Here is a 14,230-nt window from a genome sequence, read left to right on the forward strand (position 1 = left end):
CAGTAAACTTACACCAAAAGGAGATAATTTATGAATCTTAAAATGCCTAAAACCAACGGAATTTTAACGATACTTTCCAGAAAGCCGAGTGTTAATGCCGAGCAAATTATGAAAGTTATGCCCGCAGAAATTCGTGCAACCGTCAAGTTATACTTAGAAGGTAAAATCCAGCAGTGGTTTATGCAAGCCGATGGAGGCGGAGTTATTTTCATACTGAACTGCAAAGAAGTAGAAGAAGCCAGAGGAATTATTGAAGGTCTACCATTTTCAACTGAAAGTCTCGTCGACGAACAATATATTCCAATAGGCCCACTTCTACCTCTCGGAATCTTGTTAGATGATAAAAAACCTGAGTAAACGTATTAAGAATAATGAGAGGAGATAATATGGGTAAGCCAAAGATTTTAGTAACAGGTGCAACAGGTAGAACGGGAGCCATCGTCCTTAAAGAACTACAAGACGCCGGGTATCCAGTACGAGCAATGGTGCGGAAGGAGGATGGACGAACCCGCCTACTTCGGGCCCAGGGCGTAGAGATTGCGGTAGCAGATATGTGTGATCCGGAAGCCGTTGCATCCGCTCTTCAAGGCGTGCAACGTGCTTATTATTTGCCGCCAGTTGATCCAGCAATGCTTCACGGAGCTACAGTGTTTGCAACGGCTGCGAGAGAAGCTCGTCTTGAACACATAGTGCTCATGACTCAGTGGCTTTCTAGTCCTGCTCACCCTTCTCTTTCAACACGCCACCATTGGTTGATAGATCGCATCTTCAAAATGATCCCGGATATTGGACTTACGATCGTGAGTCCTGGCTTCTTTGCAGATATACCATATCTATCTGCACTTGCTCCAGCGGTATACTTTGGTATTTTTCCTTGGCCGTTCGGCAGCGGCTTGAACGCTCCGCCATCTGTTGATGATATCGGACGAGTAGCAGCTGCAGCCTTAATGGATCCGAATCGCCATGCAGGAAAGGTATATAGACCTACCGGTCCTGAACTATTGTCCGGGCGAGATATGGCTGCAACTCTCAGCAAGGTTCTTGGACGCAAGGTTAGATTGGCACCAACGCCACCGGAGATCTTTTTGAAAGCAGCTCGACTTGAAGGCAATCCGATATCTGTCGTAAGTGTTATGAAGAACTACATTGAGGATGCTCGTCGCGGAGCTTTTCAAGTAGGAGCTCCAACGGATCACGTCTTGCGAGTAACGGGTCGAGAACCTGAGACATTTGAAACTGTAGCTCGTCGATTCGCAGCTCAGCCTCGCTTCAATCGATCACCGCTCAACTATTTAAAAGAAGCATTTCAGTTTATGATTACTCCGTTTGTTCCCCTTCCATTTTCTAAATATGAGGAAGGTCTACAAATTTCACGCCCTTTGCGTCCGCAGTTTGCGGTGGATTCACAGATCTGGTTAGCTGAACATAGTAGAGTCAAAAGTTAAACTTGCAAGCCCTGAAATAAAGAGCGTAGTTCCCTTTGGGGATTTATCTCGCTTTTTATTTCAGGGCCTTTTTTTTATTCCCTATTTTATAGAAGCATACTGCCTGTTGAATATAACTCTCTACGTTTGTATCTTTCGATTTAATCTTCAGCGATCAGGCTTTCCCCCAATACATACCTTAAGTAAAAGACGCTTCTGTTTCTTTCTAACTCGGCTAACTTTGTCTCTTCTTCTTTTTCTCTCCGTAGTACGTCGGCTTCTAACTTTTCTAAGAAGGTGGCCTTGCCATTTAAAAAGCGATTCCTTTGTCTTTCTGCATTTTCGGAAGCTCTTCTATACCCGTCCTTTTTCGAGTCCCAATCTTTTTGTCTGACAGAGAGATCGCTCAAGGCTTTTCTTACCTGCACTCCGATTCCCCTCTCCAGATCCTTCATCTTTTCGCGCAGGCCGGAAATTTTAGCGGATACTGAATCAACTCTCGAAGCTCTTGTGCCTCCTTCGAAAGGTTGGATAGATACTCCAACACTACCTGAATACCAATCATCCTTTGTAAATTGACCGCTATCTTGGTGATTATAACCGAGCTTAGCAAAGACCTTAGGAAGTGCTTCCTTATTTATGGACTCTTTCTCTTTCTCCATACTTTCAATCTGGATTCTTAATGCTTGTAAGTCCTTTCTCTGTAGCTTGACCGCAGAAAGAATCGTTTCGAAGTCTCTTCGCTCATCCGCAAAGTTCAATTTGAATTCGATAGGTTCTACCGGGAACATAGAACCGACAGCTTGGCCTAAGGATAAATCGATGACTTCTTTTTGTCCTTTTAAGTAGAGCAATTTCTGTTTGGAATCATCCAAAGCAAGGTCTACTCTGAGTAGATCCGTTTCTAACACTTGGCCGAATCTGTATAATCTACCTACCTCGTATTTTCTTCCGCTCAATTCTGAAACAACTTTGGAAACAGTTTCTATTCTGATCCTTACAGAAAGCGAATCTAGAAATTTAGAAGCTGCATCCCATTCCGCATCCTGTCTGATGCGGATCACCCGATTCTTCTCTGCTTCCACAGCTCTTTCTTTTGCGGGAATTAAATAAAACATATTAGAAGGATCGAATAGATTCTGAGTGATCTCGACGGATCCTTGGTAAAAGGATTTCTCAAGACCCCCGATTCCTCCCGGCGTAACTCCCCTAGCCGGCAAAGATTGATCTAGAAAAACTCTATTCATGGACGCTCTAAGCTTTGGCATATAGACATCTCTTGATAAAGTCTGAGTATCATAGTTCAAAGATTCCTTACTAGCCTCTGAGGAAGTAACTAAACCCGCCTTTCCTGACTGAGCCAAGACTTCCTGAAGAGTCATGCTAGTTCCTTTTTCTTGGGAGAAAACGGAGGAAGGAAGAATTATAAAAATAGAAAGAAACAAGGATGTTCTTAGAAATCCCTGAGTCTTTCCTTTCACAATCAAGTTCACACGAGTCCTTTTACCGATCAAATACAAGGAAGGCACGATAAACAAAGTAAGAGCCGTAGATACGATCAACCCAGAGACGATCGACCACGCGAATGGAGGCCATAGAGTCGCATTCGAGAATGCTAAAGGAAGCATCCCTGCAATCGTAGTAGCTGTTGTAAGAAGAATCGGGCGAATCCTTCTTTGGATCGCCAACCGAGTTGCTTCTTCTGGAGAAGCGCCGGAAGAGATCGAGGTCTTCATATAGTCTATGATAAGAATACCGTTATTGACGACTATACCCACCAATGCTAATGATCCAATCAATGACATGAATCCAAATGCATTTCCGGAAAACAAAAGACCCGGAACAATTCCTATAAAAGATAAAGGAATCGTAACCAAGATGATTCCTACTTCCTTAAACGAATTGAACTCAAAGAGTAAAGACCCTAAAAATAAGATCAAGGCAAGCGGTAAGGCTTTGAGAATGGCTGTATTTGCATCTCCCGAGGCTTTTGCCTCTCCTCCGAAGATAACTTCTATACCTTCAGGTAAATTCAAACCTTTCAGTTTTTCCTTAAATTCAGAAATCACCTTCGTATAGCTGGCACCATTCGATAATTCAGAAGTAATGGAAACGGAAAGCCTTCTATTGTAATGATGAAATACTGACGGCTTCCACAAGAGTTCTTCCGAAGAAAGGTGGCTAACGTCTAAACTCGAATTTCGAGTTTGAGCCACATAGGCCTTTCTTAACCTTTCTAGAGAAATCCCGTCCCCTTCTTCTGAGCGAAGTCGTATCGGAATTGGTTCTCTTTCCCAGCGATATTCTCCTGCATCGAGCCCAATGGTCCTGCCCAATAGTGCCGAGGTAACTTCTCTTCTAGTTAATCCAAATCTAGCTGCAGAGGCATCATTAATCGAAAAACGAATATTAGGTGAGCCGATTCCTATATCGCGGACAACGTTCCTAGTTCCTTCTAAATTCTTGACCACCGAAAGAACATTCTCGGAGCCTCGAATAAGCTCTTCCTCATTGTTCCCGACTAGACGTATCTCTATCGGTGCGTTTACAGGGGGACCTTGTTGCAATTCTCTTACTACGATATTCACTGAAGGGAAAAGCTCTGACGCAAACTTTTCTATTAACGGAATCATTTTCCTAGCAGCAGAAAAATCGTCAGCGGTGATTAGTATTTGTGCGATATGAGGTGAATTCGGCAAACGATTCAAGTTATAGTAAAATCTAGGTGTACTTCTTCCCACAAAAGTTGCCGTCGATCTCAAACCCTTCAATTCTCGAATTCTCTCTTCCAACTTGAGAGCGATCTTAGTCGTCTCATCCAAATGCGTTCCTTCGGCTAGTTCGACACTCACAACCAGCTGGTCTCTATCTGCATAAGGGAAGAATTTCTTAGGCAAAAGTCCGAACCCGATGCCCGCAATAGCTATAGCAACTGTTGCAAAAAGGAAAAGACTCTTTGACCTGTTAATCACGATGGAAGCGACCCAGTCTCCCAACTTTTCCGTAAATTTCCATTGCTTGGCCGAGCCTTTCTTCAAGAAAGCCTGCGCTACGTTAGGAGTTACGAAAATCGCAAAAAAGTAACTAACTACTAGGCAAAGGATAGCAACGGAGGGAATGCTCCGAGTAAAATCGGCCACAGTACCGGAAGCTCCTAACATCGGCAGAAAAGCAGCTACCGTCGTTCCAGTCGCAGAAGCGAGAGGTATTATAAATTCGTTAATCGTTTCCATGGAAGCTTTGACCAGATCGATCCCTTCGTCCAGCTTCTCCTGAATCCCTTCTACCACTACAATCACATTGTCTATCAACAAACCTAAAGCCATAACGAAGGCAGAGATCGACATTTGGTTTAAGACACCGCCGCCAACACCGTACAATCCTAAAGAAATTAAAGATATGACTGGAACCAATAGGGCAACAAGAAGGCCGATTCGAAATCCCATCCCGATGATTAACACCGCTGCCACGATCAAAATTCCAAAGAACAGATTTGCCGATAGATTGTTCAAACGACTTTTTACATAATCCGGCTGAACACTGATCTCTTCTATTTTAAAGTTCGCATTTTTCTTTTTCTGCAAATCAACTTTAGAACGAACTTGTTTACCAAAATCTAATAGACTAATCTCCGCCTTTGGAACGACTCCGATCGCGATCCCTGGCTTTCCGTTCAGAAACATTTTCTCCTTGATCGGAAAATCAGGAGAACGAACCACTTTGGCCATTTCTCCGAGCAAAACAACATTTCCAGAATTCAATAATATGGGAAATTGTCTGATCTCTTCTAAACTCTTGAAGCCAGAGTTTGTTTCAATGTTTACCCTTTGAGCGTCAATTCTCACTGATCCCGAAGGTATATTACGATTACTTTCTCTTAGAGCTCTTAAGATCTGCTCATAATTCAGGCCGTATTTTTCTAATACGGAATCATCTACATTAATGCTGATCTGTTTTCCGGGATCTCCGAATATATTTACTTTAGCGACAAGAGGAAGAGAAGAAATCTCGTCCTCTAACTTCTCAGCAAAGTCCAAAAGCAAAAGCGGATCATCCGAGCCGGTAATTGCAAAAACAAACGCATCCTGCTGGTTCACATTCCTGTCTAATTTGGGCTTTTGAGTTCCTAATGGAAATCTTGAATAAGCTACGTCTAACGCTGATTCTACTTTTCTCCATGCAGTATCCACTTTGGTTCCCGTAACGGAATCTCTTAGATCTATTCGCAGTAGAGCGAATTCTGAACGCACAGTGACCTGAGTTTCTTTAATCTCTTCTATTTCAGAAAGTTCATCCTCCATCCGCTCTACAACAAGCCTCTGCATTTCGGTAGCAGTAGAACCAGGATAGATAACAGTAACAATCCCTCTGAAATCGCTCAAACGAGGATCTTCTTCTCTCGGCATAGTGATCCAAGAAGCGAGACCGAGAAAACCAAGAGTGAAAACCAATGATAAGGTAATCTTTCTGTATTTAAAAATAAGCTCCGAGAATTTCATTTCAATACCCTCACAACTTCGCCATCCGCGAGATTTTCCATTCCCTCTACAGCAATCTCGTCCCCTTTTTGTAAGGGGCCCGAGACCAATGCCTTGTTTTCATAAATCCCTTGCGGTTCTATTTTTAATTTGATAGCCCTTCCATCATGTATCTTGAATACATAAGGATTCTTTCCTTCGGGACCGATTATGCTCTTAATAGGAAGTGCAAAGAACCTACTCTTGATATATGCGGGGAATAAGACCTCGGCTCCTGACTCGTCAATGCTTCGCCCTTGAAATCTGAATCTTACCAATAAGTGATTTTCGCTCTTAGAGAGAATAGTTCCCGGCACAGGCGCAGAATTCGTTAAAGGCAATTTGACTTTTACCTGCGATCGTAACGCCACCGCAGATAATATCTCGGGAGGAACATCCACATTCAGATCAAACTCGGTCGATGCATCCGGAGAGAATTTATGCTTGGTTCTTCCGAAGGCGGGTATGATCTTACCGAAAGCCGAATATCCTTTTTCGGGAGCTATAGATTCGACCGCAATGACCTTAACAAATTGAGCGGTTAGACTCTTCTCCGACTCTTTCTTCTTGCAGCTCGCAAGAAGAGAAATGCAAAGAGATACGAGAAATGGAATTAGGAACGATTTAATTGTTTGCATTGTAAATCAAATGAAGTATACATTGTCTACTTCTCCGAATACAAGAGTCCCTGAATGGTGTAGACATTGTCTACTTTTTTATGCCAGAAAAGAAAAATAAACAGCAGTATCATCACGGCGATTTGAAGAGGGCCTGCATTCGCGCCGCCCTTAAAATCATACGAGAAAAAGGCGAACAAAGCCTTAGTTTACGGGAAGTCGCAAAAAAGCTCGGAGTCTCTCACGGTGCTCCTTATAAGCATTTTGCTTCAAAAGAAGAATTAATAGAGGAAATAGTTAACGAAGGGTTTCGATTGTTTTTGGAATATTTGATTCGATGGAGATCCGTCGAAAATCCAAAGATGGAGGTTTCTTGTAGAGTGATGGGTCACGCTTATTTGGATTTTTCTTTGGATCATCCGGATTTCTACGCAATGATGTTCGCTTATAAACATCCTTCCATTCAAAATAATATGCAAAATGAAGAGCAGTCACGTGAAACCTTTAAAGAGCTGGTAACTATGGTACAACTCATGCAAGAGAAAGAGATCTTTGCCAGCGAAGATCCTATAAAGGTGTCTGTGTTTATTTGGACAAGCCTCCACGGTTTTTGCTCCTTACTGCAGAATGACAAGCTAGACTTCTTAAAAATTGATAAGGCTTCTGCACACAAAGTTTTAGATGAGATCTTAGATAGGATGTTTCTCGCTCTTAAGCCGATTCAACACGGAAAGTAGACATCAGTTTAATTAGTAATATTATAAGATGACTTTAACCTGTGCACTCCAATTATGTATTTTCGGCCGAATACATAGACAAAACCGTTAATGCAAAACATCAAGATTTCCGCATATATTAGCGGACATGGTTTCGGCCATATCAGTAGATCTTTAGAAGCGATCAGTAATATCCTTCTCCAAAGAGAAGATTGGTCAGTGCATATCATCTCTCCCAGAGGAGAGGAATTTGCGAGATCCTTAGATGATAAAGGGATCTGGGGAAAAATAAAGAATAGAGTCAGCTTCGAGTCTGAAAGATCTGATGTGGGGATTATCCAAAGAGATTCTTTAGGAATGGACCTCGATGCCACAAAAGCAGAGATCGAAATCTTTCGTAAGAACAAAGACTCTTTTTTAGATAGGCAAATAAAATCACTCAAATCCCAAAAGCCGGATCTAATTTGGTCGGACTCTTCTTCTTTGCCCTTCTATTTATCATCTTCTTTGCATATACCTTCCTTATTTTTGGGCAACTTTACTTGGGATTATATTTACTCCGAGTATGAGGACAAGATTTTTCAATCCTTCGCGCAAGACTTGAAAGAAGAATATTCAAATTGCGATTTAGGACTAGTGCTTCCCCTATCCTGTCCGGTGACTTCTATAAAGAAGGTAAAAGAGATCGGCCTACTTGGGCGTAAGCCGAATTTAAATCGAGAAGAGGCTCGCAGATATTACGGCTTTGAAGAAGGAATAGAATATTATCTATTCTCTTTCGGAGCCTACGGGATAGATGCATCCCAACTCGACTGGAAGAATTGGGACCCTTCTAAAAAGAGGATTGTAGTCGGAGGAATGGAATGGAGCGGAAAAAACAATCTGGGAGTGATCTCCGTTCCTAAATGCCATTATCCGGATCTGCTTCGAGCCTGCGATTTCGTACTGACAAAGCCAGGCTATGGAATATTAAGCGAAGCCTATTTCGCAGGAACACCCATCCTTTATACTGATAGAGGTAACTTTCCGGAGTATCCTTATTTAGTGAAAGAGTTGGATTCGAAATTTAGATCTTCTTATATTTCTCATCAAGATCTGTATTCTTTTCATTGGGATGCTTCTTCTCAAAAAGCGAGAGAGATCCAACCTAAACAAGACCCTCGATTCGAAAAGAACACAATCCAAGAAATATTGAGTTCTATAGAAACGCTTATATCTTAAGCGTTCGAATACATTTAGATTACGAAATTCTTTTATACAATATCCTGACATAATGAACGAATCATCAACTAACGGCAGTGTGACACTCTGTAACTGGAATGAAGTCTAGTTATACTATAAAACTTTTTTTTCTTTTCATCCTTCCAAAAACTGTGTATTTTATTTCACCAAATGCTCTCGACAAACGGAGGGAATTATGTGGAAGGATAAGGTTCGTGGCAAAGTAGAGGAACTATTTGCAAAAGCAGGCGTGCAATTCGAAGGAAATTCCGAATGGGACATTCACGTTAAGGACGAAAGGGTCTTCGGAAAGATCTTAAGCGACGGCTCTCTCGGATTAGGAGAAGCCTATATGAATGGCTGGTTCGAATGCGAGCGGTTTGATGAGACTGTTCATCGGCTATTCAACAATGGAATCGAGAAAGCTGCAAAAGCTTGGGGGAATATATTTCTCTATCTACAAGCCATAGTGATCAACCAACAATCTAAAAGAAGAGCCTTTGTGATCGGAGAAAGACATTATGATCTTGGTAACGATTTATTCGAGCTCATGCTAGACAAAGAAATGGTTTATTCTTGTGGCTACTGGAAAAGCGCTAAGAGCTTGGACCAGGCTCAAGAAGATAAGATGGATTTGATTTGCAGAAAGTTAGATTTACAACCCGGAATGAAAATCCTTGATATAGGATGCGGTTGGGGAGGTCTTGCGAGACATGCCGCTAAACATTACGGAGCAGAAGTTGTCGGCATTAGCGTATCAAAAGAGCAACTGCAGCTCGCCTCCGAAAAATCCAAAGGATTAAATATCGAATATCAATTTAAAGATTATAGGGATGTAAACGATCAATTCGACGCGGTAGTTTCCGTCGGTCAAATGGAGCACGTAGGATATAAGAATTACAAAATATATATGGAGACTATCTTTAAATCATTAAGAGACAAAGGATTAGTTCTCCTTCATACGATTGGCTCGAATACTTCTGACAAGGTGTGCGATCCATGGATCTCAAAGTATATTTTCCCGAATTCGCATCTTCCTTCTGCGGCGCAGGTCACTAAAGCAGGCGAGAACTTGTTCGTGTTGGAAGACCTTCACAATTTCGGCGCCGATTACGACAAGACTCTGATGGCTTGGTACAATAATTTCGAAACGAATTGGACCAAGATCCAGAAGAAGTACGGAGAAAGATTCTATAGAATGTGGAGATTCTATCTACTAAGCTGTGCAGGCGCCTTTCGATCCAGGCGAATCCAACTTTGGCAATTTGTATTCTCAAAAGGAGCAAGAGAGGAAGTTTACCAGGCAGTTCGGTAGAAGAACGAAACGACGCAAAGTGCAGATCGCGGTCCAATAGCTTGGCCCCCCAATCGAACGACCCATAGGGAGTGAGATTCCCGTAGGGTTGCTGAACAAAGTGAAGCAAAATTTAGATCGCTTAGAAAAGTGTGGCCCCCACCCTCCTCGGGCGGGGAGGTGGGTCGCCAGTGGGAGAGCCGCCCTGTCCCTATATCACAGATCCTTGAATTTCACAACCCCAAAAATATAGTTCCCACATGCGCTTCCTGCTTAACGGAACCACGAATGGACCTGCTCTTCTCTCAACCTGGATTGGTATTCCAAAAACCTTTCCTTCCACCAAGAGTGAGCCTGGGCAAGATCTGCCTCCCAAAACCAAACATGAAGATCGCTTAAAGTCCGTTTGTCCCAAAGTAGACGGCTCATCTCTTTTCGATCCAAAGCATTTGGACCTTCTTCTTTCCAAGCCTGAGCTAACCCGTCCATATACTTCATCCTCGCGGAAGATTCCCTCTTACGAGTTCTTAATCGTGAGGTATGAAATCTGAATAAGAGAGGATCCGCGACGGAAAGAAAGACACCGTTTCCTTTTTCGGTTCCCATTAAAAAATTAGAATATTCTTTTTCAAGGCTCTCTGTATCTGAAAGGATTGGAGCCGGACGCGTTTCTTCAGGTGTAATTAGAAATCCCTTCTTCTTCCATGCGTTGCCTTGAGAAGGAGATGAGGTCCAAACAGACCAAAAATAAGAAAGAAGCCAACCTCCAGTGATTGGAAGAAGCCAATAAAATAAAATTGGATAATACACGAATAGCCAAACAGAGATGCCAGTCCCATAAAATGCCTGAGGAAGAAGTGCCCTTGCCGCAGCCATCTTGTCGATTCCTATCGCAGGGTCCCTATTCTGAGGACCCCATTCTATCTTTCGATCCCAAAAAGTCATCCAAAGGAATCGAGTATACTGGACCATATAAGCCGGTGCAAGGATCACGGATTGAATGAACTCTGCGAAAAAAGATAGAATAAATCCGAAGAATCCTATACCGCTTTCTTTTCGCCTAAAGAAAAGTCCATCAAAGAAAGATAATATTCTAGGCATGAACAATATGAGAATCGTGTAAGCTTGTAGACCATAAAAGACCGGAAGATAAAGGCTTTCCTGGAACTTTACCCATTCTTCAGGAATGGAGGCGAGGCGGTAATAATCCGTATCGGCCATCACAGTAAAGCTAGTCGCAATGAGCATAAGAGCCCATAGAATAGAACTCGCATACGATAAGATCCCGAGTAAAATATGGATCCGACTAGAGATCCGTAGCCCTCCAACGAACAAGAACCAAAAATGCTGTAGATTTCCCTGGCACCAACGATTGTCTCTCTTTAAACTCTCCAGAACATTAGGGGGACATTCTTCATAAGATCCTTCTAGATCGTAAGCAAACCAAACGGTATATCCTGCTTTTCTAATTAAGGCAGCCTCTACCGTATCGTGAGATAGGATCTTTCCTCCTATGGCACTTTCTCCCGGTAAACCTGGAAGACCACAATGCTCCATAAAAGGTTTCAATCTCACGATTGCATTATGCCCCCAAAACGGACCGGAGAAGACCTGCCAATAATAAGATCCCGCTCCGAAAATCGGATTCCCGAGCCAGGTCCCGAATTGTGCCAGTCTCTGAAAAAGACTCTTTCCTCGAATGATCTTTGGAACTGTCTGAATAATCCCCGCGTTAGGCACCGCTTCCATCAAGCGGATCAAATTCAACATGCATTCTCCGGTTAGAAGACTGTCCGCATCCAATACGATCATGTATCGATAACGTCTTCCCCATCTTCTACAGAAGTCTGCAATGTTTCCAGATTTCTTATTCAGGTTGATCCTTCGTTTTCTATAATATACCCTTCCCTTGGTCTCCGGTTTTCTGGAGAGCTTGGAGAATGCCTTCTCTTCTTGCAGCCATATATCCGGTTCAGTCGTATCTGATAACAAGAAGAAGTCCAAATTTTCCCGCAAACCGACTGAGTCTGCAGATTTCATCATCGCTTCCAATCCTGCTACCACTCTTGCCACGTCCTCGCAATGGATCGGAATAACAACTGCAGTAGGAGGAAGGTGCTTAGGATCCACTTTTTGATTTGCGATGAGTCCGGAGATTCTTGTAGGATCTCCTCCTCGTATTCTTTGCAATGCCCCGAAGATAGCAGTAGTCGCACCAAAAGCCAATAAAGGAAAAAGCATGCAAAATAGAAGAAGGGTCGCCCATTCCAGAGGAGAAATACCGTTTATGAGAAGAAAACGATATTCTAAATAAACTCCAAAGAGAGAAAGAAGGCCGAGCACTCCAACGAAACCCAATCTTCTATACGTGAATTTTCTGGAATCGAATGCTTCTTTTAAGATCGCTCCTGAACCAGGAAGAGAGGAAGAAAAACCTTCCGTGCTCATGAGAAGTACCAGAAGGCTAGCGAAATATAAACGGAAGCCCAAAATAGAGCGGTCAATACCAGAGCAACCGGCTCAGGCTTTTCTGCAGAAGGAGAAGCCAAATCTGCAAGAGGTCCAAAGTCAATCGGCCTCGGAACCATGGAACCGGGCTCCATCGCAGGCAGACTCGTTTCGAGATCACGATTTAATTTGGCAGAGATCTCTCGATTGAATATCTCAAAAAGAGAATAGTTCTCTACTTTATATTTTTCGAATACGTTCGTAAGAATATCTCGGATCTCAAGACTGTCTTCCAGTCCCATTCCCCTTAAATAAAGCTCTAAACGATCCCATTCCTTAGGATCTTCCTTGCTTGCAGGAGCTCCTACTGGATCCGCCTTATCTGTTTTCTTTTTAATTCGGCTCAAGGGTAAAATTCCAGATTTCAGAAATGACTTCTTGGTTCCTGCTGAGAGCCGCTTTTAATTCCGTAGGCCTAAACTTGTTTTTCGGATACACTCCGAAAGTAAGCCTCCAAACACCAGTCTCCTCGATCTTCTGCACGGAATATTCGGCGAGTTCGGCGTTTTCTCCGGTATCTATTCTCGCCTGGATGTATGCGAAAGGATCCAAGGAACTTAAGGTGGAATTTTTAAAATCCACATAGAATGTCTTCAGATCAGGATCCGCTTGGGAATCACCGATTCGAGTAGCCACCACTTTCGCAAGGGATTCGGGCAAAGGATCTACATCCGGCCAGCGAACTGTATAAGAAAAATCGAATGGAGTTCCGGGAGGAGGGATCGGATCCGGCATCCAATAGGCCCCCATATTATCATCCGAATCTCGGAAGGTAGGATTTTCGAGTAGTTGCACATTCCCTTTTCCGAAAGGAGTCTCCGGTTCCACCCAAGCACTCGGACGGAGCTGGTATCTCATCTCGCTATCCTGATAATTCTGGAATTCTCTATCTCTCTGGATCAGACCGAAGCCTCTTGGGTTCTCATCCGAAAAAGAATACGTTGTGCTCCTCTTCGGATTATCCAAAGGTCTCCATATCCAATCTCCTCTACCTGTATGCACCAGAAGTCCGTCGGAATCATGAGATTCAGGATAAGCCTGACCCTTTGGAATTCCTCTTGTCTCGCTGTACCAATACATACTAGTCAAAGGAGCAATGCCTAAGCGATCCACCCTAGTCCTCAGAGTAACCTCAGCATTCACTCTAACAGCGGAAACTTTTCCCGGAGTAATCTGAAATTCATAGGCGCCCGTCGCGGTGCTCCCATCTAACAATGCATAAACGGTAATCGAAGAGTCCGTCTTATCCGGCTTGACCACATAAAATTCCCGAAAGCTCGGAAAATCCTCAGGGTAAGGCATACCAGTATTGATCGCGATTCCCCTAGCAGAAAGGCCATACCATTGCTTCTTGGAAATAATCCTATAATAGCTAGCACCTTGGAAGACTGCAAATTCGTCCGTATGTTCCTGTGTATTGATCGGAAAATGGATCTTGAATCCCGAATAACCTAGATTAGGTGGTAATTCTCCCACTCCCTTTAGTTTAGATAAATCGAAAGAAGAAGGATCGTATACAATCTCTCTCGCAAAATCGCCTCTTACCTCAAAGACCCGCACGTTGGTATTGTACAAATGTCCCGGATGCAAGAATTGGAGTTGGAAAGGATTGCCCTCCTTCTTCCAAACAGATCTTTCAGGGCGAAATAAGATATTCTTGTATTGGTTCCAGGGCAAACCTTTTAGGAAATCCGTGGTGGATGCGCGAGGAGGAATGTATCTTTGTTTGGAAAGATTGCGAGCCTTGTTCTTAAGATCATTGAAGGAGAATTTAAAAGTTGGAGGAAGAGTCTGACCCTGAGAATCTCCTTCCATCACACTCAAAAAAGAAGAAGAGTCGGAAAAGTCTCCCTCTACCCTATCTCGTCTTTGCTGACGATCGGCAACGGCAAAAAGCAAGGCTGTAGCCACAAACGCTAGAATTATATGCAAT

10 protein-coding genes are annotated in these 14,230 nt (G+C 43.0%); 5 read left to right on the plus strand and 5 right to left on the minus strand.

Annotated elements, in window-relative coordinates; all coding sequences use genetic code 11:
• Positions 1-30 precede the first annotated feature (30 nt).
• Together EHO59_RS13875 and EHO59_RS13880 are read left to right on the plus strand one after the other, a co-directional pair.
• Complete coding sequence (locus EHO59_RS13875) at positions 31-357, plus strand: hypothetical protein (protein ID WP_210413080.1); 327 nt, start codon at positions 31-33, stop codon at positions 355-357.
• 29 nt (positions 358-386) lie between these two features.
• Positions 387-1,445: an NmrA family NAD(P)-binding protein gene (locus EHO59_RS13880; RefSeq protein WP_135589026.1), complete on the plus strand. Its 1,059-nt coding sequence runs from the start codon at positions 387-389 to the stop codon at positions 1,443-1,445.
• A gap of 140 nt (positions 1,446-1,585) precedes the next feature.
• Here EHO59_RS13880 and EHO59_RS13885 read toward each other — a convergent pair whose 3' ends face one another.
• Positions 1,586-5,923, minus strand: coding sequence for an efflux RND transporter permease subunit (locus tag EHO59_RS13885; RefSeq protein ID WP_135589027.1), 4,338 nt, complete (start codon positions 5,921-5,923; stop codon positions 1,586-1,588).
• Positions 5,920-6,579: an efflux RND transporter periplasmic adaptor subunit gene (locus EHO59_RS13890; protein WP_135589028.1), complete on the minus strand. Its 660-nt coding sequence runs from the start codon at positions 6,577-6,579 to the stop codon at positions 5,920-5,922. The genes EHO59_RS13885 and EHO59_RS13890 overlap by 4 nt, the downstream gene beginning before the upstream one ends.
• Positions 6,580-6,659: 80 nt before the next feature.
• On the opposite strand from EHO59_RS13890, the gene EHO59_RS13895 reads away from it, so the two are divergent.
• The 3 genes from EHO59_RS13895 (at position 6,660) to cfa (ending at position 9,810) form a co-directional block, all read left to right on the plus strand.
• On the plus strand, positions 6,660-7,295 hold the full coding sequence (locus tag EHO59_RS13895) for a TetR/AcrR family transcriptional regulator (RefSeq protein WP_135589029.1): 636 nt from the start codon (positions 6,660-6,662) through the stop codon (positions 7,293-7,295).
• Between the two features lie 90 nt (positions 7,296-7,385).
• On the plus strand, positions 7,386-8,495 hold the full coding sequence (locus tag EHO59_RS13900; RefSeq protein WP_135589030.1) for a glycosyl transferase: 1,110 nt from the start codon (positions 7,386-7,388) through the stop codon (positions 8,493-8,495).
• Between the two features lie 196 nt (positions 8,496-8,691).
• Complete coding sequence (gene cfa, locus EHO59_RS13905; protein WP_135589031.1) at positions 8,692-9,810, plus strand: cyclopropane fatty acyl phospholipid synthase; 1,119 nt, start codon at positions 8,692-8,694, stop codon at positions 9,808-9,810.
• Positions 9,811-10,062: 252 nt separating this feature from the next.
• Here the strand turns inward: cfa and mdoH are convergent, their stop codons facing one another.
• The 3 genes from mdoH to EHO59_RS13920 are packed head-to-tail and all read right to left on the minus strand — an operon-like array spanning position 10,063 to position 14,229.
• Complete coding sequence (gene mdoH / locus EHO59_RS13910; protein ID WP_135589032.1) at positions 10,063-12,237, minus strand: glucans biosynthesis glucosyltransferase MdoH; 2,175 nt, start codon at positions 12,235-12,237, stop codon at positions 10,063-10,065.
• Positions 12,234-12,644, minus strand: a complete 411-nt coding sequence (locus tag EHO59_RS13915) for a hypothetical protein (protein WP_135589033.1) — start codon at positions 12,642-12,644, stop codon at positions 12,234-12,236. Before EHO59_RS13915 ends, mdoH begins: the two co-directional genes overlap by 4 nt.
• Positions 12,631-14,229, minus strand: a complete 1,599-nt coding sequence (locus EHO59_RS13920; RefSeq protein WP_246052912.1) for an OpgD/OpgG family glucan biosynthesis protein — start codon at positions 14,227-14,229, stop codon at positions 12,631-12,633. The genes EHO59_RS13915 and EHO59_RS13920 overlap by 14 nt, the downstream gene beginning before the upstream one ends.
• Between the last annotated feature and the right edge of the window lies 1 nt (position 14,230).

This window comes from Leptospira semungkisensis (assembly GCF_004770055.1).
GTDB classification, from domain to species: domain Bacteria; phylum Spirochaetota; class Leptospiria; order Leptospirales; family Leptospiraceae; genus Leptospira_B; species Leptospira_B semungkisensis.